This is a genomic window from Rhodoferax saidenbachensis (assembly GCF_001955715.1).
In the GTDB taxonomy this organism is placed as follows: domain Bacteria; phylum Pseudomonadota; class Gammaproteobacteria; order Burkholderiales; family Burkholderiaceae_C; genus Allorhodoferax; species Allorhodoferax saidenbachensis.
Genome location: NZ_CP019239.1, coordinates 576283 through 599614, shown reverse-complemented (window position 1 = coordinate 599614; position 23332 = coordinate 576283). Strand labels below are relative to the sequence as shown.

Here is a 23332-nt window from a genome sequence, read left to right as displayed (position 1 = left end):
CTTTAGGTCTTACCTCCCTGCGCCAGGAAATCATTGGTACTAGGTTTCAACAAGCTGGTACCAGCCAAAGCCTGGGTTGCAGTCGCGTTAGTAATCGTCGAAGCACCAATCAGATTGCCGCTGGCATCAAACTGCTTCATCACGTCCACCATGCCAACCACAGCCAGCGTGGCTGGAGTGTTGCCACCAGCATCCCCCGCTGTCGTAGTCAACAGCGATGTAGAAGATTCAGCCTGTCCTGCAGTATCGGCAAATGAGCCGATTGCCTGCGCCAAGCTGCTCACCTTCGTATGCAATCCATCATTTGTGGCTTGTGGCACGACTACTTCGGCTGCCTGCACCAGTGCGGGTGTCGGAGTAGTTGGCAGCGCAGCGACTGCACTATCGACAGTGGAAGGCGCTCCAGTCCTGTCGGCAAGGAACCAGACGTCTGCCGCATCATGCGTCGCGCCATCGGTTGTCTCATAACTGGAGGTCAGTCCCAGAATATTGCCATTGTCAGTGCCCGTACCTACATTGGCATTGACATTGATTTTGGCGATACCCAAGGAATCCAGCGTCCGGAGTTCGCCTCCATCCGTCGAACCATCCGAGTTTCCGTCGACCCAGACTCGCAAATCTGCCCATGCCTCATCTTCGCTGGTGATAAATCCATCACCATTGGTGTCGAGTTCGCGCAATGCCTCGTACCCGTCCTTGGCTTTTTCGCCATTGGCAAGCTGTGTGGCAGAGCCGAACAGCTCAGAGCCGTCATTGATTGAGCCATCGTGGTTGCGATCCATTACCAGTAGACCGTCGCCGCCGCTGACCCAACCCGTGTTGATTGCGCCACCGTCTGCAAACAAGTCGAACTTCACGCCAGCATCAATGCTCTGCGTTCTCACCCCATCCCCATTCAAGTCGAAGATGATTGGTGTACCCGTAGTCAGATGTGAGTAGGGGCCCGTAGGAATCGCAGCTATCTGGGCAGACGTCAATGCCTCTACCTGATCAGTCGTAAACGCTTCCGCTTGCGCCGTTGTCAGTATCGCCAGCTGTTTGGTTGTCAGCACAGCGACATCTGCCGTTTCCATCGCAAGAATCTGCGTAGTGGTCAACGCATGTACTGCAGCAGTAGACAGCGCCTGCACCTGGTAGGTCGTCAAGGCCTGGATTTGGTCGGTCGACAGGGCTTGCACTGTCGAGGTCGCCAGGCTGCCCAGTTGACGGGTCGTCAGGGCCTGGATGTCACGCGTCTCTATCGCTTGGACCTGTGTCGTCGACAGCGCTGCCATCGTCGTCGTGGTCAGGCCCGCTACTTGGCTGGTCGACAGCGCAACGATGGCGTCTGTGGACAGCGCACTCACTTGGCTTGTCTTCAGCGCAGCCAGGCCTGTCGTGGAGATCGCTCCAATCTGGTCGGTCGTCAGCACCGAGATCGCCAGTGTGCTCAGCGAGCTGATCGTGCCTGTGGTCAGGCCCGAGATCTGGGTCGTGGTCAGCGAGACCAGTTGGTCCGTGGTCAGTGCGGCAACCGCACTGGTGGCCAAGCCGGCCAGTTGGCTGGTTTTGAGGGCCTGGATCTGGTCTGTGCTCAGGGCCACCAGCGTGCTGGTCGCAAGACCCGCCAGTTGCTTCGTAGACAGCGACTGGATGTCCGCGGTCTCTATCGCCACCACTTGGTCTGTGGTCAGCGCCGCAAGCGTCGCGGTCGACAGGTTGGAGACCTGGTAGGTGGTCAGTGCCACCACTTGGTCTGTGGTCAGCGCATGGATGGTCGCTGTCGCCAGGTTGCCCAGTTGGCCTGTGGTCAGGGCCTGGATGTCTGCGGTCTCAATGGCCGCCACTTGGTCTGTCGTCAGGGCCTTGATGGTGGCCGAGCTCAGGTTGGCAACCTGGTAGGTCGTCAAGGCCTGGATTTGGTCTGTCGACAGGGCCTGGATCGTCGAGGTCGCCAGGCTGCCCAGTTGACGGGTCGTCAGGGCCTGGATGTCACGCGTCTCTATCGCTTGGACCTGGTCGGTCGACAGCGCTGCCATCGTCGTCGTGGTCAGGCCCGCTACTTGGCTGGTCGACAGCGCAACGATGGCGTCTGTGGACAGCGCACTCACTTGGCTTGTCTTCAGCGCAGCCAGGCCTGTCGTGGAGATCGCTCCAATCTGGTCGGTCGTCAGCACCGAGATCGCCAGTGTGCTCAGCGAGCTGATCGTGCCTGTGGTCAGGCCCGAGATCTGGGTCGTGGTCAGCGAGACCAGTTGGTCCGTGGTCAGTGCGGCAACCGCACTGGTGGCCAAGCCGGCCAGTTGGCTGGTTTTGAGGGCCTGGATCTGGTCTGTGCTCAGGGCCACCAGCGTGCTGGTCGCAAGACCCGCCAGTTGCTTCGTAGACAGCGACTGGATGTCCGCGGTCTCTATCGCCACCACTTGGTCTGTGGTCAGCGCCGCAAGCGTCGCGGTCGACAGGTTGGAGACCTGGTAGGTGGTCAGTGCCACCACTTGGTCTGTGGTCAGCGCATGGATGGTCGCTGTCGCCAGGTTGCCCAGTTGGCCTGTGGTCAGGGCCTGGATGTCTGCGGTCTCAATGGCCGCCACTTGGTCTGTCGTCAGGGCCTTGATGGTGGCCGAGCTCAGGTTGGCAACCTGGTAGGTCGTCAAGGCCTGGATTTGGTCTGTCGACAGGGCCTGGATCGTCGAGGTCGCCAGGCTGCCCAGTTGACGGGTCGTCAGGGCCTGGATGTCACGCGTCTCTATCGCTTGGACCTGGTCGGTCGACAGCGCTGCCATCGTCGTCGTGGTCAGGCCCGCTACTTGGCTGGTCGACAGCGCAACGATGGCGTCTGTGGACAGCGCACTCACTTGGCTTGTCTTCAGCGCAGCCAGGCCTGTCGTGGAGATCGCTCCAATCTGGTCGGTCGTCAGCACCGAGATCGCCAGTGTGCTCAGCGAGCTGATCGTGCCTGTGGTCAGGCCCGAGATCTGGGTCGTGGTCAGCGAGACCAGTTGGTCCGTGGTCAGTGCGGCAACCGCACTGGTGGCCAAGCCGGCCAGTTGGCTGGTTTTGAGGGCCTGGATCTGGTCTGTGCTCAGGGCCACCAGCGTGCTGGTCGCAAGACCCGCCAGTTGCTTCGTAGACAGCGACTGGATGTCCGCGGTCTCTATCGCCACCACTTGGTCTGTGGTCAGCGCCGCAAGCGTCGCGGTCGACAGGTTGGAGACCTGGTAGGTGGTCAGTGCCACCACTTGGTCTGTGGTCAGCGCATGGATGGTCGCTGTCGCCAGGTTGCCCAGTTGGCCTGTGGTCAGGGCCTGGATGTCTGCGGTCTCAATGGCCGCCACTTGGTCTGTCGTCAGGGCCTTGATGGTGGCCGAGCTCAGGTTGGCAACCTGGTAGGTCGTCAAGGCCTGGATTTGGTCTGTCGACAGGGCCTGGATCGTCGAGGTCGCCAGGCTGCCCAGTTGACGGGTCGTCAGGGCCTGGATGTCACGCGTCTCTATCGCTTGGACCTGGTCGGTCGACAGCGCTGCCATCGTCGTCGTGGTCAGGCCCGCTACTTGGCTGGTCGACAGCGCAACGATGGCGTCTGTGGACAGCGCACTCACTTGGCTTGTCTTCAGCGCAGCCAGGCCTGTCGTGGAGATCGCTCCAATCTGGTCGGTCGTCAGCACCGAGATCGCCAGTGTGCTCAGCGAGCTGATCGTGCCTGTGGTCAGGCCCGAGATCTGGGTCGTGGTCAGCGAGACCAGTTGGTCCGTGGTCAGTGCGGCAACCGCACTGGTGGCCAAGCCGGCCAGTTGGCTGGTTTTGAGGGCCTGGATCTGGTCTGTGCTCAGGGCCACCAGCGTGCTGGTCGCAAGACCCGCCAGTTGCTTCGTAGACAGCGACTGGATGTCCGCGGTCTCTATCGCCACCACTTGGTCTGTGGTCAGCGCCGCAAGCGTCGCGGTCGACAGGTTGGAGACCTGGTAGGTGGTCAGTGCCACCACTTGGTCTGTGGTCAGCGCATGGATGGTCGCTGTCGCCAGGTTGCCCAGTTGGCCTGTGGTCAGGGCCTGGATGTCTGCGGTCTCAATGGCCGCCACTTGGTCTGTCGTCAGGGCCTTGATGGTGGCCGAGCTCAGGTTGGCAACCTGGTAGGTCGTCAAGGCCTGGATTTGGTCTGTCGACAGGGCCTGGATCGTCGAGGTCGCCAGGCTGCCCAGTTGACGGGTCGTCAGGGCCTGGATGTCACGCGTCTCTATCGCTTGGACCTGGTCGGTCGACAGCGCTGCCATCGTCGTCGTGGTCAGGCCCGCTACTTGGCTGGTCGACAGCGCAACGATGGCGTCTGTGGACAGCGCACTCACTTGGCTTGTCTTCAGCGCAGCCAGGCCTGTCGTGGAGATCGCTCCAATCTGGTCGGTCGTCAGCACCGAGATCGCCAGTGTGCTCAGCGAGCTGATCGTGCCTGTGGTCAGGCCCGAGATCTGGGTCGTGGTCAGCGAGACCAGTTGGTCCGTGGTCAGTGCGGCAACCGCACTGGTGGCCAAGCCGGCCAGTTGGCTGGTTTTGAGGGCCTGGATCTGGTCTGTGCTCAGGGCCACCAGCGTGCTGGTCGCAAGACCCGCCAGTTGCTTCGTAGACAGCGACTGGATGTCCGCGGTCTCTATCGCCACCACTTGGTCTGTGGTCAGCGCCGCAAGCGTCGCGGTCGACAGGTTGGAGACCTGGTAGGTGGTCAGTGCCACCACTTGGTCTGTGGTCAGCGCATGGATGGTCGCTGTCGCCAGGTTGCCCAGTTGGCCTGTGGTCAGGGCCTGGATGTCTGCGGTCTCAATGGCCGCCACTTGGTCTGTCGTCAGGGCCTTGATGGTGGCCGAGCTCAGGTTGGCAACCTGGTAGGTCGTCAAGGCCTGGATTTGGTCTGTCGACAGGGCCTGGATCGTCGAGGTCGCCAGGCTGCCCAGTTGACGGGTCGTCAGGGCCTGGATGTCACGCGTCTCTATCGCTTGGACCTGGTCGGTCGACAGCGCTGCCATCGTCGTCGTGGTCAGGCCCGCTACTTGGCTGGTCGACAGCGCAACGATGGCGTCTGTGGACAGCGCACTCACTTGGCTTGTCTTCAGCGCAGCCAGGCCTGTCGTGGAGATCGCTCCAATCTGGTCGGTCGTCAGCACCGAGATCGCCAGTGTGCTCAGCGAGCTGATCGTGCCTGTGGTCAGGCCCGAGATCTGGGTCGTGGTCAGCGAGACCAGTTGGTCCGTGGTCAGTGCGGCAACCGCACTGGTGGCCAAGCCGGCCAGTTGGCTGGTTTTGAGGGCCTGGATCTGGTCTGTGCTCAGGGCCACCAGCGTGCTGGTCGCAAGACCCGCCAGTTGCTTCGTAGACAGCGACTGGATGTCCGCGGTCTCTATCGCCACCACTTGGTCTGTGGTCAGCGCCGCAAGCGTCGCGGTCGACAGGTTGGAGACCTGGTAGGTGGTCAGTGCCACCACTTGGTCTGTGGTCAGCGCATGGATGGTCGCTGTCGCCAGGTTGCCCAGTTGGCCTGTGGTCAGGGCCTGGATGTCTGCGGTCTCAATGGCCGCCACTTGGTCTGTCGTCAGGGCCTTGATGGTGGCCGAGCTCAGGTTGGCAACCTGGTAGGTCGTCAAGGCCTGGATTTGGTCTGTCGACAGGGCCTGGATCGTCGAGGTCGCCAGGCTGCCCAGTTGACGGGTCGTCAGGGCCTGGATGTCACGCGTCTCTATCGCTTGGACCTGGTCGTCGACAGCGCTGCCATCGTCGTCGTGGTCAGGCCCGCTACTTGGCTGGTCGACAGCGCAACGATGGCGTCTGTGGACAGCGCACTCACTTGGCTTGTCTTCAGCGCAGCCAGGCCTGTCGTGGAGATCGCTCCAATCTGGTCGGTCGTCAGCACCGAGATCGCCAGTGTGCTCAGCGAGCTGATCGTGCCTGTGGTCAGGCCCGAGATCTGGGTCGTGGTCAGCGAGACCAGTTGGTCCGTGGTCAGTGCGGCAACCGCACTGGTGGCCAAGCCGGCCAGTTGGCTGGTTTTGAGGGCCTGGATCTGGTCTGTGCTCAGGGCCACCAGCGTGCTGGTCGCAAGACCCGCCAGTTGCTTCGTAGACAGCGACTGGATGTCCGCGGTCTCTATCGCCACCACTTGGTCTGTGGTCAGCGCCGCAAGCGTCGCGGTCGACAGGTTGGAGACCTGGTAGGTGGTCAGTGCCACCACTTGGTCTGTGGTCAGCGCATGGATGGTCGCTGTCGCCAGGTTGCCCAGTTGGCCTGTGGTCAGGGCCTGGATGTCTGCGGTCTCAATGGCCGCCACTTGGTCTGTCGTCAGGGCCTTGATGGTGGCCGAGCTCAGGTTGGCAACCTGGTAGGTCGTCAAGGCCTGGATTTGGTCTGTCGACAGGGCCTGGATCGTCGAGGTCGCCAGGCTGCCCAGTTGACGGGTCGTCAGGGCCTGGATGTCACGCGTCTCTATCGCTTGGACCTGTGTCGTCGACAGCGCTGCCATCGTCGTCGTGGTCAGGCCCGCTACTTGGCTGGTCGACAGCGCAACGATGGCGTCTGTGGACAGCGCACTCACTTGGCTTGTCTTCAGCGCAGCCAGGCCTGTCGTGGAGATCGCTCCAATCTGGTCGGTCGTCAGCACCGAGATCGCCAGTGTGCTCAGCGAGCTGATCGTGCCTGTGGTCAGGCCCGAGATCTGGGTCGTGGTCAGCGAGACCAGTTGGTCCGTGGTCAGTGCGGCAACCGCACTGGTGGCCAAGCCGGCCAGTTGGCTGGTTTTGAGGGCCTGGATCTGGTCTGTGCTCAGGGCCACCAGCGTGCTGGTCGCAAGACCCGCCAGTTGCTTCGTAGACAGCGACTGGATGTCCGCGGTCTCTATCGCCACCACTTGGTCTGTGGTCAGCGCCGCAAGCGTCGCGGTCGACAGGTTGGAGACCTGGTAGGTGGTCAGTGCCACCACTTGGTCTGTGGTCAGCGCATGGATGGTCGCTGTCGCCAGGTTGCCCAGTTGGCCTGTGGTCAGGGCCTGGATGTCTGCGGTCTCAATGGCCGCCACTTGGTCTGTCGTCAGGGCCTTGATGGTGGCCGAGCTCAGGTTGGCAACCTGGTAGGTCGTCAAGGCCTGGATTTGGTCTGTCGACAGGGCCTGGATCGTCGAGGTCGCCAGGCTGCCCAGTTGACGGGTCGTCAGGGCCTGGATGTCACGCGTCTCTATCGCTTGGACCTGGTCGTCGACAGCGCTGCCATCGTCGTCGTGGTCAGGCCCGCTACTTGGCTGGTCGACAGCGCAACGATGGCGTCTGTGGACAGCGCACTCACTTGGCTTGTCTTCAGCGCAGCCAGGCCTGTCGTGGAGATCGCTCCAATCTGGTCGGTCGTCAGCACCGAGATCGCCAGTGTGCTCAGCGAGCTGATCGTGCCTGTGGTCAGGCCCGAGATCTGGGTCGTGGTCAGCGAGACCAGTTGGTCCGTGGTCAGTGCGGCAACCGCACTGGTGGCCAAGCCGGCCAGTTGGCTGGTTTTGAGGGCCTGGATCTGGTCTGTGCTCAGGGCCACCAGCGTGCTGGTCGCAAGACCCGCCAGTTGCTTCGTAGACAGCGACTGGATGTCCGCGGTCTCTATCGCCACCACTTGGTCTGTGGTCAGCGCCGCAAGCGTCGCGGTCGACAGGTTGGAGACCTGGTAGGTGGTCAGTGCCACCACTTGGTCTGTGGTCAGCGCATGGATGGTCGCTGTCGCCAGGTTGCCCAGTTGGCCTGTGGTCAGGGCCTGGATGTCTGCGGTCTCAATGGCCGCCACTTGGTCTGTCGTCAGGGCCTTGATGGTGGCCGAGCTCAGGTTGGCAACCTGGTAGGTCGTCAAGGCCTGGATTTGGTCTGTCGACAGGGCCTGGATCGTCGAGGTCGCCAGGCTGCCCAGTTGACGGGTCGTCAGGGCCTGGATGTCACGCGTCTCTATCGCTTGGACCTGGTCGGTCGACAGCGCTGCCATCGTCGTCGTGGTCAGGCCCGCTACTTGGCTGGTCGACAGCGCAACGATGGCGTCTGTGGACAGCGCACTCACTTGGCTTGTCTTCAGCGCAGCCAGGCCTGTCGTGGAGATCGCTCCAATCTGGTCGGTCGTCAGCACCGAGATCGCCAGTGTGCTCAGCGAGCTGATCGTGCCTGTGGTCAGGCCCGAGATCTGGGTCGTGGTCAGCGAGACCAGTTGGTCCGTGGTCAGTGCGGCAACCGCACTGGTGGCCAAGCCGGCCAGTTGGCTGGTTTTGAGGGCCTGGATCTGGTCTGTGCTCAGGGCCACCAGCGTGCTGGTCGCAAGACCCGCCAGTTGCTTCGTAGACAGCGACTGGATGTCCGCGGTCTCTATCGCCACCACTTGGTCTGTGGTCAGCGCCGCAAGCGTCGCGGTCGACAGGTTGGAGACCTGGTAGGTGGTCAGTGCCACCACTTGGTCTGTGGTCAGCGCATGGATGGTCGCTGTCGCCAGGTTGCCCAGTTGGCCTGTGGTCAGGGCCTGGATGTCTGCGGTCTCAATGGCCGCCACTTGGTCTGTCGTCAGGGCCTTGATGGTGGCCGAGCTCAGGTTGGCAACCTGGTAGGTCGTCAAGGCCTGGATTTGGTCTGTCGACAGGGCCTGGATCGTCGAGGTCGCCAGGCTGCCCAGTTGACGGGTCGTCAGGGCCTGGATGTCACGCGTCTCTATCGCTTGGACCTGTGTCGTCGACAGCGCTGCCATCGTCGTCGTGGTCAGGCCCGCTACTTGGCTGGTCGACAGCGCAACGATGGCGTCTGTGGACAGCGCACTCACTTGGCTTGTCTTCAGCGCAGCCAGGCCTGTCGTGGAGATCGCTCCAATCTGGTCGGTCGTCAGCACCGAGATCGCCAGTGTGCTCAGCGAGCTGATCGTGCCTGTGGTCAGGCCCGAGATCTGGGTCGTGGTCAGCGAGACCAGTTGGTCCGTGGTCAGTGCGGCAACCGCACTGGTGGCCAAGCCGGCCAGTTGGCTGGTTTTGAGGGCCTGGATCTGGTCTGTGCTCAGGGCCACCAGCGTGCTGGTCGCAAGACCCGCCAGTTGCTTCGTAGACAGCGACTGGATGTCCGCGGTCTCTATCGCCACCACTTGGTCTGTGGTCAGCGCCGCAAGCGTCGCGGTCGACAGGTTGGAGACCTGGTAGGTGGTCAGTGCCACCACTTGGTCTGTGGTCAGCGCATGGATGGTCGCTGTCGCCAGGTTGCCCAGTTGGCCTGTGGTCAGGGCCTGGATGTCTGCGGTCTCAATGGCCGCCACTTGGTCTGTCGTCAGGGCCTTGATGGTGGCCGAGCTCAGGTTGGCAACCTGGTAGGTCGTCAAGGCCTGGATTTGGTCTGTCGACAGGGCCTGGATCGTCGAGGTCGCCAGGCTGCCCAGTTGACGGGTCGTCAGGGCCTGGATGTCACGCGTCTCTATCGCTTGGACCTGGTCGTCGACAGCGCTGCCATCGTCGTCGTGGTCAGGCCCGCTACTTGGCTGGTCGACAGCGCAACGATGGCGTCTGTGGACAGCGCACTCACTTGGCTTGTCTTCAGCGCAGCCAGGCCTGTCGTGGAGATCGCTCCAATCTGGTCGGTCGTCAGCACCGAGATCGCCAGTGTGCTCAGCGAGCTGATCGTGCCTGTGGTCAGGCCCGAGATCTGGGTCGTGGTCAGCGAGACCAGTTGGTCCGTGGTCAGTGCGGCAACCGCACTGGTGGCCAAGCCGGCCAGTTGGCTGGTTTTGAGGGCCTGGATCTGGTCTGTGCTCAGGGCCACCAGCGTGCTGGTCGCAAGACCCGCCAGTTGCTTCGTAGACAGCGACTGGATGTCCGCGGTCTCTATCGCCACCACTTGGTCTGTGGTCAGCGCCGCAAGCGTCGCGGTCGACAGGTTGGAGACCTGGTAGGTGGTCAGTGCCACCACTTGGTCTGTGGTCAGCGCATGGATGGTCGCTGTCGCCAGGTTGCCCAGTTGGCCTGTGGTCAGGGCCTGGATGTCTGCGGTCTCAATGGCCGCCACTTGGTCTGTCGTCAGGGCCTTGATGGTGGCCGAGCTCAGGTTGGCAACCTGGTAGGTCGTCAAGGCCTGGATTTGGTCTGTCGACAGGGCCTGGATCGTCGAGGTCGCCAGGCTGCCCAGTTGACGGGTCGTCAGGGCCTGGATGTCACGCGTCTCTATCGCTTGGACCTGGTCGGTCGACAGCGCTGCCATCGTCGTCGTGGTCAGGCCCGCTACTTGGCTGGTCGACAGCGCAACGATGGCGTCTGTGGACAGCGCACTCACTTGGCTTGTCTTCAGCGCAGCCAGGCCTGTCGTGGAGATCGCTCCAATCTGGTCGGTCGTCAGCACCGAGATCGCCAGTGTGCTCAGCGAGCTGATCGTGCCTGTGGTCAGGCCCGAGATCTGGGTCGTGGTCAGCGAGACCAGTTGGTCCGTGGTCAGTGCGGCAACCGCACTGGTGGCCAAGCCGGCCAGTTGGCTGGTTTTGAGGGCCTGGATCTGGTCTGTGCTCAGGGCCACCAGCGTGCTGGTCGCAAGACCCGCCAGTTGCTTCGTAGACAGCGACTGGATGTCCGCGGTCTCTATCGCCACCACTTGGTCTGTGGTCAGCGCCGCAAGCGTCGCGGTCGACAGGTTGGAGACCTGGTAGGTGGTCAGTGCCACCACTTGGTCTGTGGTCAGCGCATGGATGGTCGCTGTCGCCAGGTTGCCCAGTTGGCCTGTGGTCAGGGCCTGGATGTCTGCGGTCTCAATGGCCGCCACTTGGTCTGTCGTCAGGGCCTTGATGGTGGCCGAGCTCAGGTTGGCAACCTGGTAGGTCGTCAAGGCCTGGATTTGGTCTGTCGACAGGGCCTGGATCGTCGAGGTCGCCAGGCTGCCCAGTTGACGGGTCGTCAGGGCCTGGATGTCACGCGTCTCTATCGCTTGGACCTGGTCGGTCGACAGCGCTGCCATCGTCGTCGTGGTCAGGCCCGCTACTTGGCTGGTCGACAGCGCAACGATGGCGTCTGTGGACAGCGCACTCACTTGGCTTGTCTTCAGCGCAGCCAGGCCTGTCGTGGAGATCGCTCCAATCTGGTCGGTCGTCAGCACCGAGATCGCCAGTGTGCTCAGCGAGCTGATCGTGCCTGTGGTCAGGCCCGAGATCTGGGTCGTGGTCAGCGAGACCAGTTGGTCCGTGGTCAGTGCGGCAACCGCACTGGTGGCCAAGCCGGCCAGTTGGCTGGTTTTGAGGGCCTGGATCTGGTCTGTGCTCAGGGCCACCAGCGTGCTGGTCGCAAGACCCGCCAGTTGCTTCGTAGACAGCGACTGGATGTCCGCGGTCTCTATCGCCACCACTTGGTCTGTGGTCAGCGCCGCAAGCGTCGCGGTCGACAGGTTGGAGACCTGGTAGGTGGTCAGTGCCACCACTTGGTCTGTGGTCAGCGCATGGATGGTCGCTGTCGCCAGGTTGCCCAGTTGGCCTGTGGTCAGGGCCTGGATGTCTGCGGTCTCAATGGCCGCCACTTGGTCTGTCGTCAGGGCCTTGATGGTGGCCGAGCTCAGGTTGGCAACCTGGTAGGTCGTCAAGGCCTGGATTTGGTCTGTCGACAGGGCCTGGATCGTCGAGGTCGCCAGGCTGCCCAGTTGACGGGTCGTCAGGGCCTGGATGTCACGCGTCTCTATCGCTTGGACCTGGTCGGTCGACAGCGCTGCCATCGTCGTCGTGGTCAGGCCCGCTACTTGGCTGGTCGACAGCGCAACGATGGCGTCTGTGGACAGCGCACTCACTTGGCTTGTCTTCAGCGCAGCCAGGCCTGTCGTGGAGATCGCTCCAATCTGGTCGGTCGTCAGCACCGAGATCGCCAGTGTGCTCAGCGAGCTGATCGTGCCTGTGGTCAGGCCCGAGATCTGGGTCGTGGTCAGCGAGACCAGTTGGTCCGTGGTCAGTGCGGCAACCGCACTGGTGGCCAAGCCGGCCAGTTGGCTGGTTTTGAGGGCCTGGATCTGGTCTGTGCTCAGGGCCACCAGCGTGCTGGTCGCAAGACCCGCCAGTTGCTTCGTAGACAGCGACTGGATGTCCGCGGTCTCTATCGCCACCACTTGGTCTGTGGTCAGCGCCGCAAGCGTCGCGGTCGACAGGTTGGAGACCTGGTAGGTGGTCAGTGCCACCACTTGGTCTGTGGTCAGCGCATGGATGGTCGCTGTCGCCAGGTTGCCCAGTTGGCCTGTGGTCAGGGCCTGGATGTCTGCGGTCTCAATGGCCGCCACTTGGTCTGTCGTCAGGGCCTTGATGGTGGCCGAGCTCAGGTTGGCAACCTGGTAGGTCGTCAAGGCCTGGATTTGGTCTGTCGACAGGGCCTGGATCGTCGAGGTCGCCAGGCTGCCCAGTTGACGGGTCGTCAGGGCCTGGATGTCACGCGTCTCTATCGCTTGGACCTGGTCGGTCGACAGCGCTGCCATCGTCGTCGTGGTCAGGCCCGCTACTTGGCTGGTCGACAGCGCAACGATGGCGTCTGTGGACAGCGCACTCACTTGGCTTGTCTTCAGCGCAGCCAGGCCTGTCGTGGAGATCGCTCCAATCTGGTCGGTCGTCAGCACCGAGATCGCCAGTGTGCTCAGCGAGCTGATCGTGCCTGTGGTCAGGCCCGAGATCTGGGTCGTGGTCAGCGAGACCAGTTGGTCCGTGGTCAGTGCGGCAACCGCACTGGTGGCCAAGCCGGCCAGTTGGCTGGTTTTGAGGGCCTGGATCTGGTCTGTGCTCAGGGCCACCAGCGTGCTGGTCGCAAGACCCGCCAGTTGCTTCGTAGACAGCGACTGGATGTCCGCGGTCTCTATCGCCACCACTTGGTCTGTGGTCAGCGCCGCAAGCGTCGCGGTGGAGAGGCTGGAAATCTGAAAAGTCGTCAGTGCGGCAATGTCGTCCGTCTCTATCGCAATCAACTGGGCGGTGGATAGCGCGGCAATTGCCGCCGTACCCAACACCGCTACCTGAGTGGTCGAAAGGGCGACCACCTCGTCGGTAGTCAGGGCCTGTACCTGCGATGTCTTCAACGCCGAGATCGCACTGGTTGACAAAGCCTGGAACTGGTCCGTAGACAGCAATACCAGGTTCGCCGTCGTCAGCGCCTGCATTTGAGCGGTTGTCAGCGCTCCAAAATCATCGGTCGCGAGCCCCGCAATTTGTTTAGTCGTCAGCGCAGCAATCTGCGCGGTAGTACTACCCAAAATGAAATTTGAAGCTGCCATTTTTAAACCTCTGATACTTTTCTAAGCGCACACACGATGAAAACACGTGCATTCCGACCAAAAACCCACCCACGGCGTGCCACCAACGGATACACCCTTGGTTTTCGCCCATTCCCTGTCAACGGCACTTTTTCTAAGAACTTAAGCCAATTGAGGAAATACAAATGCCCCCAACACCCCAAGTAACCATATGTAAAACACCACGTTATCACACAACAGTTGCAACTTCAGCCGCCAAAAGGGGCGCAAAACCGCCCCTACTTACCCCATACAGTAGAAGCAGCGCGGCCCGCCAGTTGGAGTTGGCGTGGCTCAAGACACGGCATGCGCCTGCTTCCAGACATTGGCACGCCGCTTTGCCTCGGTAATTTGCATCAGACCCAGCCCGGCTTCCGACCGAATGAAATTCGCGCGCCCGGCCTTGTCCCCCCCCTCCGCAGCAATGATGAGCCACTTGTGCGCCTCAATAGGGTCCAAGGCCACCGCATCTCCGGTGGCATACATCAGTCCCAAACGCGCTTGGGCACTGGCAACGCCGTTTTCTGCCGCCTCAGTGAGCCAATGAAAGGCGCGCTCCAGGTCCTGCTTCAGCCCTTGCCCCTTGCTATATATAAGAGCCAGGTTGTATTGGGCCTCCGGGTCACCCTGCTCAGCGGCCCGTTTGAGCCACACGGCAGCCTGTTCATGGTTTTTGATACGTGCAAAAAGCACGCCAAGGGTTGCCTGGGCTGGAACAAAACCGGAATCCGCCGCTCTTTGACACAAGGTAAATGCCAACCGCAAGTCCTTTTTCAGACCTTCACCGCCACTGGCATAGAGCGACCCCATCTTCCACTGCGCCTTCGCATCGCCCTGCTCAGCCGCCTTGTGGAACCAGTTAAACGCCTGCTGCAGGTCCTGCGCCACGTCGCGCCCCTCTAGATAGTAGGCACCGAGTGCGCATTGGGCCGGCGCGTAGCCTTGGTCTGCCGAGCGCCGATACCAGTCGCACGCCCGCGTGGCACTCTTGGCAACCCCTTTGCCCATGGCATACCACTGCCCGACCACAAACTGCGCTTCTGCCACACCCAGTTCGGCGGCCTGCCTGAAGCTGGTGGTCGACAGATCCTCCCAGGCCTCCTCAAACAGACGCCCCAGTGCAAGTAATGCCTGAGGATCCTGCTTTTGAGCGGCCCTGACATACCAGGCGGCCCCTCGTAGCCCATCCCGTTGCACCCCTTTTGCATAGGCAAAAATCCTGCCCAATGCGCATTGGGCTTCAAGGTCACCCTGCTCGGCAGCCTGCAAATACCAGCCAATGGCTTCCTCTTCATGCTCGGCTTCCAGCATCTTGGCCAAAGCCAACTGCGCCTTGGCGTCGCCCTGTTTCGCAGCTTTGGTGTACCAAAGCTGCGCCTGTTCGTCACTCTGCGGAACCCCCAGGCCCTGTGCGTACATCAGCCCTAAGTGGTAACGGGCCTGCGCATCCCCGTTTTCAGCGGCCGCGTCCCAGCCTGTCAGATCGCGCCTGCGCTCTACCGCCACCTTTTTCCTCCGCCCCTGGGTCTCAGACCGCCCGTTGCCGTCGGCATCCAAAGACTCCAGCGCCACCTGGGCGGGTGCGTAGTACTGTTGTGCGGCCTGGCGGTACCAGATCAGTGCGGTATCCAGATCCTGCGCAACGCCTTGTCCCGCCGCATACAGCCCGGCCAGCGCACACTGCGCCGCGGCCAGTCCCTGCATAGCGGCCAGGTGATACCAATGCGCCGCCTGCCCGAAATCTTGCGCAACACCATCCCCCACGGCAAACGCCAGGCCCAACTGAAACTGGGCGTCCGCAAGCCCCATGTCCGCCGCCTTGGAAAAACACGCATACGCCGCACCAGGACGGGCCATCGCATGCAATTTCCCCAGCCGGAAGTACGCCTTGGCGTGCCCTTGTTCCGCCGCCCTCAGATACCAGACAAACGCCTTGTGCTCGTCCTTTTCAATGGCAATGCCACTGGCATACCGGGTAGCCAGCAGGTACTGGGCAGGCACAAAGCCACGCTCGGCGGCCTGCCGAATCCAGCCCATGGCCTGCTCAAAGTTCTGGACTACGCCAATCCCGTTGGCATACATCAAGCCCACTTCATACTGGGCATCGAGCAGCCCCAGTCTGGCCGATTTCAGCGTGCGGACAAAAATGCTCTTGTCACGCGCAGATGGCTTCACATCCATAGTTCCCTCTTACCGCACGTTCGGTTGCGCGACTTGTGTGGACTCAACACTTTGCTCTCCACCACCCAGCGCCTTGTACAACTGCACCGCAGCATCCAATTGCGCTCGGCGGGCACTGACACTGGACTGCCGTGCGCCCAGCAATTCACGCTGCGCGTCAAGTACTTCGAGGTAGCCAATCACCCCAGCAGCGTAGCGCGCCTCGGCAATTTGGAGCCGCTTTTCCTGTGCGGCTGCATTGGCCCCCGTCGCACGCACCTGCTTGGCCCAGGAAGCCCGTGCAGACATCTGGTCCGACACCTCACGGAATGCCTGCTGTATCGTTTTTTCATACTCTGCGACTGCAATGACCTTGCGGGCCTGTGCGGCATCCACGCCGCCAGCCAAACGTCCGCCATCGAACAGGGCTGGCAATGAAACATTGGGGGCCAGCGACGTGGTGCTGGCCCTCAGCAGCGTGCTCAGTCCGGAACTCACCAGCCCCAGCCCCGCAGTCAGTGCAATCTTCGGGAAAAACGCAGCGCGCGCCACACCGATGTTGGCGTGTGCGGCCTTGAGCCGCTGCTCACTGGCCATGACGTCTGGCCGCATCAGCAGCACCTCACTGGGCAGCCCGGGGGACAGCTCCGCATCCAGACCCTGATTGTCCAAAGACCGGCCAGGTGGCAAACGCACATCGGTGCTCCCGACCAGAAAATCCAGACGGTTACGCGCGACGGTACGCTGGTGCTCCATGGACGCCAGACTGGCGCGCGTGGACTCCAGAATCCCGCTGGCTTGCTGGTATTCATAGTCATAACTGGCGCCCAAATCACGGCTCTTGGCCACCAGGTCCAGGGATTGCTCACGCAGGGCCACGGTCGTGCGGGTCAGCACCACCAGTTCGTCCATCTGCAGCATCTCGAAGTAAGCCCCAGCCACATCGGCAATCAGAGACAGATGGACTGCGCGACGCGCTTCTTCCGTAGCGAGATAGCTGAAACGGGAAGCCTCGCTCATGCCGGAAATGCGGCCCCAAAAGTCCAGCTCAAACGAGATACTCATGATGGGCGCCGAGTAGCCTGGTCCAATGGTCGAGCCATAACTGGGGCCCAAACTCACGGCCGGATACTGGTCTGCCTGGGCAATGCCATATTGCGCACGCGCTTCCGATACCCGGGCGACGGCAATGCGCAAGTCGCGGTTGTTCTCCAGCGCGGCCTCTATCAGGGCCTGCAGGCGCGGATCCGGGAAGAAGGCACGCCAGTGGGTCTTGGCGGCATCCACCTTGCTCAGACCGTTGTCTGGATCACGCCATTTTTCGGGTACCGGCGCCACCGGACGCTTGAAATCCGTCGTCTGCGCGCAAGCAGCCAACAGGACAAGGGACGACAAAAGAAGGGCTCTGCGCATGGGTGGTGTAAACGGGCTGGTACCAGCTTTTGATACTACTGAGCCCCCATGGCAGCTAGAGGTCAAATACCGGCCCAAATACCGACCTTTTGACCCCGTTATAGGCCTTTAGAAGCCACTCTTCCTTGCTGTAATATGTTCCCGGCAACCGAAACAACAAGGCGAGTGTGGCTACCTTTGAAGAAAACTTTGTGGCGGTTTTGCAGCGCGCCTGGCAGGGCCAACTCGAGTTCGTGCAACTGATTGATTGCGCCTCCCAAATGGAGGCCCGCAAGCTGGGCTCCCTGTCTGCCGTGCTGTACCAGACCTGGCTGTCCCGCAACACCTCGCCCTATGCGTATGCTGGCTACTTCAATCTGGGCACAACCCTCTCCAACGAAAACGATTTCCCCGGTGCAGAGGTTGCTTACCGCAAGTCCATAGAGCTGCACCCCACGTTTGCCCAGCCGCGCCTGAACCTGGGCTCGCTTTTTGAGCGCATGGGCCAGCCAGAAAAAGCCTTGGCCGAGTGGCGCTGGGTGGCCAACAACCTCCCTGCCCAGCCCCCGGAGAACAAACCCCTGCTCCTGATGGCCTGCAACCATCTGGGCCGGGTGCTGGAAAACCAGAAACAGTTGCAGGAAGCACTCGAATGGCTCACCAAGAGCCTGACGCTGGAGCCCACCCAGTCTGACGCACTGCACCACTGGGTGCACCTGCGTCAGAAGCAATGCATCTGGCCGGTGTACCCCGCTTTCTCCGGCATCAGCCTGGAAGCCATGCAGGAATCCACATCCGCGCTGGCAATGATGAGCGTCTCGGACGACCCCGTGCGGCAGCTCAACGCGGCGCGCCGCTTTGTTGAGAAAAAGGTCGCCTCCAACGTCCCCAAGCTGGCCAACCCCAAGGGCTATGGCCACCGCAAGCTGCGCATTGCCTACGTGTCTTCCGACTTTTCGCTGCACCCGGTGTCCATGCTGACGGCCGAGTTGTTTGAACTGCATGACCGCGACGCGTTTGAGGTGTATGGCTTTTGCTGGAGCCCCGAAGACGGCTCCGGCCTGCGCCGACGCGTCATGCAGGCCATGGACCACTTCATCCGGATCGACAAGATGGCAGACGACGTGGCGGCGCAGCTCATCCGCACCCACGAGATCGACATCCTGGTCGACCTGCAGGGTCAGACAGCCGGCGCGCGGGCCAACTTGCTGGCCTACCGCCCCGCCCCGATCCAGATCACCTACCTGGGGCTGCCCGCCACAACCGGCCTGCCGTCCATTGACTATGTGATTGCCGACCGCTTCCTGATTCCCGAAGAGGCAGCCCCCTTCTATTCAGAAAAGCCCCTGTACATGCCCGACGTGTACCAGGTCAGTGACCGCAAACGCCCGGTGGGTCCCAAACCAACCCGTGCGCAATGCGGGCTGCCGCCCGAGGGGTTTGTCTTTTGTTCGTTGAACAACAACTACAAATACACCCCGGAGGTATTCGCCGCCTGGATGCGCATTCTTCACCGCACCCCCAACAGCGTCTTGCTGCTGCTGGCAGACAACCCCTGGGCCAAAGAAAATCTGATCCGTGCGGCCGAAGCCCAAGGCATTGAGAAGACCCGGCTGGTGTTTGCCGCCAGAACCTCCCCCGAGGACTACCTGGCCCGCTACGGCATCGTGGATCTGTTTCTGGACACCTTCCCGTTCAACGCCGGCACCACGGCCAACGACGCCTTGTGGATGGGCTTGCCCGTGCTCACCTATACCGGAAGGTCGTTCGCTTCGCGCATGGCAGGTGCCCTGCTCACCGCGGCTAAGCTCGAAGAGCTGATCACCTACAACCTGGCGGACTACGAGGAAAAAGCGGTGTTTCTGGCGCAACACCCCGAAGAATGCCAGCGCCTGCGAACCCACCTGGAAGAAGTACGCCGCAGTGGTGCCCTGTTCGACACGCCGCGGTTCGTCAAAAATCTGGAAGATCGGTTGAAGCGCCTCGTGGAAGCGCTTTAGGGACAGACCCCGTACCTGGCGGTTAATGCAGCAGGCCGTTGTTCTGCTGGAAGCGGGCCTCAAAATGCCCCAACCAGGGCTCCGCCAAAATGCGGATCTGTGCATCATTCCCCAGAATGCGCCGCATGATGCGGGCCTTCTCCGCACGGGCTGCGGCATCCAGCTCTTCGCTGCGGGCACGGTAGCGCAACTGCTCAATCAGCACCGCGCAGGCACCTTCGCAGCGCACCACCGCATCCCAATCCTCGGTTTTGGCAGCTTCCAGCATCTGAAGACTGCTGTCTTCGATGGCTTTGTAATAGTCAATCAGCATTTGGGGCATGGACAGGCTCCGCCATTCAGACCGGGCGCAAATAGGCAGGGCCCTTGCCCTCGATTTGCTTCCAGCCACTGACCACTGGCTCCATCAGCTTGCTCACTTCATCCAGCGCCGCAATCTCGTTGCGCACATTGGCCATCAGCAATCGATTGACACAGTATTCGTAGAGTGCGTTGAGGTTGGAGGCGATTTCGCCACCCTTTTCCAGATCCAGAGGCGCTTTGAGCCCTTCTTCGAGAATCCGGATAGCGTTGCCGATATGGGTGCATTTGGCAGGGACATCACCCGCCTGCATGGCCAGCTTGGCGCTGCCAATGGTGCGCAGCAGGGCGTCAAACAACAGGGTCACCAGCTGGTGCGGGTCCGCAAAATCAACGCTGGCCTCAACACTGGCCTTCTTGTAGGCAGCGGCTGAGCGGGAGCTGACGGAGGTGAACATGTTGCAAATCCTTATCTTCTTGCACCATTTATCGGCAGCTTTTGGCACCGACTAAAGCCCATTGAAGCGGATATTTTCACCCCCGTCAAACTCCGTAAACCCCAAAAATGCTATCCATTTAATAGCTGCCCGCGCAATACCGGCAAGGGTCAGAGGCACTTTTCATGGCCAATTAGCCAGTGGACTTGTTCCACAGGGTAATTTGCTGCGCAACATAATTATTCAAGGCAGTCAGGCTCGCCATCTGGGTATCCAGGGCGGTGTAGCGCTTGTTCAAGCGCTGTTCCACCAAGTCTGCATGGTCGTTGACCTTGGTCTGCTCCGTGGCGTTGCGGGCCAGCTCCTTTTGCAAGGCCTCCGATTTGTTCTTCACCGATCCTCCCGCGGCCAGTACTCCTTTGCTCAGTGCGTTGAATTTCAGGGCAAACCCATTGCTCTGCGAGTCGTTGTTATTGGCCGTGAACAGCTTCTGCAGCTCCGTGCCATTGTTGGCCGCGGCGCTGAGCTTGGCGGTGTTCATCGTCAACGTACCGTCCAACTGACGCTCAATGCCCACATCCGAGAGCCGCTTATAGACAGATCCGGAGCTGATGGAGCCCACCATGCCCCGCATGATGCTTTGCAAGCCCAGCACCGCCGCATCTCCCTGGAAGATGCCGGGCGTCTTGGTCGCGGCATCGTATTTGGTCATTTCGGCCAAGCTGGTGGCCAAAGTGTTGTAGGCGGTAATGAAGTCCTGCACATTTTTGACCGCTGGGGTCACATCTTCCCGCACCGCGATGGTGGCGGGCGACTTCACTTCACCCGGTGTACCGTAGCCTGTGGTGGTGGTTGCTGTCAAAGTGATGGTGACACCGGGAAAGTTGTCCGTCAGCGTATTGCTGGCAGAGGTGACGGGCAGGCCGTTGATACGCACCTGGGCGTTCTGACCATACTGCACAGGAATGCCATTGCTGGCCATGCCGAATGCGCCCGCCTGGGGGTCAAACGCCAATTTTGAGAGGCCGGCGTTGTCGGTGTTGTTACCGTCCGCATCCGTGGCCTGCACCCGGAACCCGGACTCCAGCCCTGTCGCCTTGGAACGGAACAGCAGGCGTTCGCCGGTGCCGTCCTTGAAAACCGTGGCTACCACACCGGTATTGGCTGCATTGATCTTGGCGGCCAGCGTCGTCATCGTGTCCTGCGCGGTCACCGTCACGCTGACATCCGAGCCAGAGCCTGCCGTAAAGCTGGGGAGCCCCGCATTGGCTGCCACCACTGCTGCGGCAGCTGCCGCAGCCGCCGCAGTGGATGCGGCAGCTGCACTGTTGGAAGTCGACAAGGCGGTCAGATCGGCCGGGCTCAGGGCGGCGTAGGCATCGTCTTCGGCCTGCTGGTCGGTCACGGTGGGCGTGTTGGCCACTCGAGCAGCTTGGTAGGCTGCGGCCTCAGCGGAACCACTGGTAAAGGCATTTAAGGCATTGGTCGCGTTGGTGGCTGCCGTGCTAGCCGCCGCCGCCGTACTGGCGACATTGGCCGCGGCATCCGACCAGGTACCCACACGAAACGTCAGAGTGCCAGCCCCCACCAGGGAACCCAGTGCCTGCGAAGACGACGAAACAGACTGCGCTTTGGCCAAGGCATCCACATCCAAGGTGAAAGAAGTGGCCCCTGCAGCTTCGGTCGCGGTGACGGTGGCAGCACTGGTATTGGAGGACGATGCAACCCGGGCGCTCCAGACACTCGCCGAGGAAAGACGATTGGCCATCTCGCCCAGCGATGAGAAGCTGGACTGAATAGTTGCAAAGGCCGAGATTTTGGCCTGCGTCAGCGTAGCCTTGGACTGCAGGGTCTTCAAAGGCTGCTTTTCCAACGCGACCAGCTGACTGATGATGCCAGCGACATCCAGTCCGCTAGTGCCAATGCCGATGGATGAAATGGTCGCCATACAAACCTCCTGCGCTATCTAAGACCTCCGCAGTGTCCCACGTTGGTCTTGTTTGTAAACCCCGAAAAGCCCCTGATTTCCAAAAGCCGAAGACGGCGGAGGACTTTTGCCCCCCGCCGCCTCTGGTGCCGGGCGCCTAAGCGCCTGGTACGTCTATGCCGTCGCCTATCAGCGCAGCAGCGCCAGCACACCCTGTGGCAACTGGTTGGCCTGGGCCACCATCGCCGTACCCGCCTGCTGCAGGATCTGGGCACGAGACAGGTTGGCTGTTTCGACCGCGAAGTCCGCATCCTGAACACGTGAGCGGGATGCGCTCAGATTTTCAGAAGTGGTGTTCAGGCTGGAGATCGTGGTTTCAAAACGCGATTGCAAAGCACCGTATTTCGCACGCTCACCGCTGATGAAAGCCACTGCGGAATCCACCGTCTTGATCGCTTGCGTCGATTTTGCCACCGTCGAAACGTCCAGGTCAGACACCTTGTTCAAGGTGGAAGTTCCTGTGGTCAGCGCTGTGCTTGCAGAAGTCACTGCAAAAGACTTTTGCGAGTCCAGTGTCAGGTAACCGCTGGTCAGCGAGTCGTCTGCCGTGGTGTCGGCAGCCAGGGTGATGGTACCGGTAACAGCGGTTCCAGTGCTGTCCAGCTTGGTGACGGTTACGGCACCTGCGTTGGCTGCTGCCGTGTCGCCTAGGTAGATATCGTTGCCCGTTGCATTGGTCAGTGTCAGCCCTGTTCCTGCCGCATTGACTGCAGCTGTCACGCCGGTCTTGGCGGATTGGTCATTGATGGCCGACACTGCCGTAGACAGGCCGTCAGAGGTTGCGACAGACGTCAACGAGAACGTGATCGTCTGGTTGGTGGAGTTGTCGGAACGCAGATTCAAGGTGTAAGCGCCCGCCGTACCAAAGGTAACCGTAGCCTCCGTCCGTGCATCCGCTGTCACACCCGTCGATGCCGTTTTGCCATTGATAGTGGCGGCGATGGTCTTGGCCGTATCGTTCAACGCTACGGCCGCACTGGCCGTACCAACGTAACCACTGATATCGATGTTGCCCGCGGTCACACCGTTGGCGCCGAAAGCAGTCGCAGTAGAGGCCGTACCCGCGTTGGTACCAGCAATTTGGTTGTTTCCGTACTGGCTGGTACGGGTATTACCAGTAGTGGCCGTCACCGTTTGGTTGGCATTCGCGCCGACCTGGAAAACCGCAGAACCAAAACTGCCATCCAGCAAGTTTTGACCGTTGAACTGTGTTGCGAGGGAGATACGATCCAGCTCAGAAGTCAGCTGACCCACTTCAGCATTGATAGCTTGACGGTCGGAAGCCGAATTGGTGGCATTGGCCGATTGCACCGCCAACTCGCGAATACGTTGCAGCACCGTGCTCATGGAGCCCAAAGCACCTTCAGCCGTTTGCGCCAGGGAAATACCGTCATTGGCATTGCGTGCAGCCTGGTTAAGACCGCGAATTTGCGAGGTGAAACGCTCGGAAATTGCCAGGCCAGCCGCATCGTCCTTGGCACTGTTAATGCGCAAGCCGGAGGACAGGCGTTGAATCGAGGTGCTCAACGAAGACTGGCTGTTGGTCAGGTTGCGCTGCGCAGTCAGCGTATTGATATTGGTATTGATGGTTTGTGCCATTTGGATAACTCCTAGTAAAGACTCATCTAATCCGGCGAAATGCCGATCTCAACGCCAGCATTGCTGCTGACCGCCATGACCGGCGCGCCGTCTGTGGCGCCTTCCGGACGACAGGCCCGCAATAGGCCCGTTGGAATTGTTTTCGGGTGGCCTGAAGAAAACTTTAGCAACTTCGCACAAGAACGCCCTAACACGGTGATTTCAGGCCGAAATAACGATCAG

At 61.1% G+C, this 23332-nt stretch carries 11 protein-coding genes; 1 reads left to right on the top strand and 10 read right to left on the bottom strand.

Annotated features, from left to right (window positions below):
- Window positions 1–2 precede the first annotated feature (2 nt).
- From RS694_RS02855 to RS694_RS02830, 6 genes are all read right to left on the bottom strand, one after another.
- Window positions 3–5609, bottom strand: a complete 5607-nt coding sequence (locus RS694_RS02855) for a heme utilization protein (protein ID WP_211274980.1) — start codon at window positions 5607–5609, stop codon at window positions 3–5.
- 92 nt (window positions 5610–5701) lie between these two features.
- Complete coding sequence (locus RS694_RS02850) at window positions 5702–7096, bottom strand: hypothetical protein (protein WP_076069306.1); 1395 nt, start codon at window positions 7094–7096, stop codon at window positions 5702–5704.
- A gap of 92 nt (window positions 7097–7188) precedes the next feature.
- Window positions 7189–9327, bottom strand: a complete 2139-nt coding sequence (locus RS694_RS02845; protein ID WP_076069303.1) for a hypothetical protein — start codon at window positions 9325–9327, stop codon at window positions 7189–7191.
- Between the two features lie 92 nt (window positions 9328–9419).
- Complete coding sequence (locus RS694_RS02840; RefSeq protein WP_156876166.1) at window positions 9420–13217, bottom strand: beta strand repeat-containing protein; 3798 nt, start codon at window positions 13215–13217, stop codon at window positions 9420–9422.
- Window positions 13218–13529: 312 nt separating this feature from the next.
- Window positions 13530–15416: an SEL1-like repeat protein gene (locus RS694_RS02835; RefSeq protein ID WP_051392105.1), complete on the bottom strand. Its 1887-nt coding sequence runs from the start codon at window positions 15414–15416 to the stop codon at window positions 13530–13532.
- A gap of 9 nt (window positions 15417–15425) precedes the next feature.
- On the bottom strand, window positions 15426–16790 hold the full coding sequence (locus tag RS694_RS02830; protein WP_161631576.1) for an efflux transporter outer membrane subunit: 1365 nt from the start codon (window positions 16788–16790) through the stop codon (window positions 15426–15428).
- A 185-nt stretch (window positions 16791–16975) separates the two neighbouring features.
- Between RS694_RS02830 and RS694_RS02825 the strand changes: the two genes are divergently transcribed.
- Window positions 16976–18787: an O-linked N-acetylglucosamine transferase, SPINDLY family protein gene (locus RS694_RS02825; protein ID WP_076069298.1), complete on the top strand. Its 1812-nt coding sequence runs from the start codon at window positions 16976–16978 to the stop codon at window positions 18785–18787.
- Between the two features lie 22 nt (window positions 18788–18809).
- Here the strand turns inward: RS694_RS02825 and RS694_RS02820 are convergent, their stop codons facing one another.
- The 4 genes from RS694_RS02820 to RS694_RS02805 all read right to left on the bottom strand — a co-directional run bounded on the left by RS694_RS02820 (window position 18810) and on the right by RS694_RS02805 (window position 23110).
- Window positions 18810–19109 carry a flagellar protein FliT gene (locus tag RS694_RS02820; protein WP_029709478.1) on the bottom strand — a complete coding sequence of 100 codons (300 nt, stop codon included), beginning with the start codon at window positions 19107–19109 and terminating at the stop codon, window positions 18810–18812.
- A 16-nt stretch (window positions 19110–19125) separates the two neighbouring features.
- Window positions 19126–19545, bottom strand: coding sequence for a flagellar export chaperone FliS (gene fliS, locus RS694_RS02815; RefSeq protein WP_037248355.1), 420 nt, complete (start codon window positions 19543–19545; stop codon window positions 19126–19128).
- Window positions 19546–19717: 172 nt separating this feature from the next.
- A complete protein-coding gene (fliD, locus tag RS694_RS02810) occupies window positions 19718–21472 on the bottom strand; it encodes a flagellar filament capping protein FliD (RefSeq protein ID WP_051392103.1) in 1755 nt (584 codons plus the stop codon).
- A 168-nt stretch (window positions 21473–21640) separates the two neighbouring features.
- Complete coding sequence (locus RS694_RS02805) at window positions 21641–23110, bottom strand: flagellin N-terminal helical domain-containing protein (RefSeq protein WP_029709475.1); 1470 nt, start codon at window positions 23108–23110, stop codon at window positions 21641–21643.
- Between the last annotated feature and the right edge of the window lie 222 nt (window positions 23111–23332).

What these genes read in the sequence shown, in the direction of transcription:
- RS694_RS02840 (WP_156876166.1), bottom strand. Translation starts at nt 13,217, where the DNA reads ATGGCAGCTTCAAATTTCATTTTGGGTAGTACTACCGCGCAGATTGCT.
- RS694_RS02835 (WP_051392105.1), bottom strand. Translation starts at nt 15,416, where the DNA reads ATGGATGTGAAGCCATCTGCGCGTGACAAGAGCATTTTTGTCCGCACG.
- RS694_RS02820 (WP_029709478.1), bottom strand. Translation starts at nt 19,109, where the DNA reads ATGCCCCAAATGCTGATTGACTATTACAAAGCCATCGAAGACAGCAGT.
- fliS (WP_037248355.1), bottom strand. Translation starts at nt 19,545, where the DNA reads ATGTTCACCTCCGTCAGCTCCCGCTCAGCCGCTGCCTACAAGAAGGCC.
- fliD (WP_051392103.1), bottom strand. Translation starts at nt 21,472, where the DNA reads ATGGCGACCATTTCATCCATCGGCATTGGCACTAGCGGACTGGATGTC.
- RS694_RS02805 (WP_029709475.1), bottom strand. Translation starts at nt 23,110, where the DNA reads ATGGCACAAACCATCAATACCAATATCAATACGCTGACTGCGCAGCGC.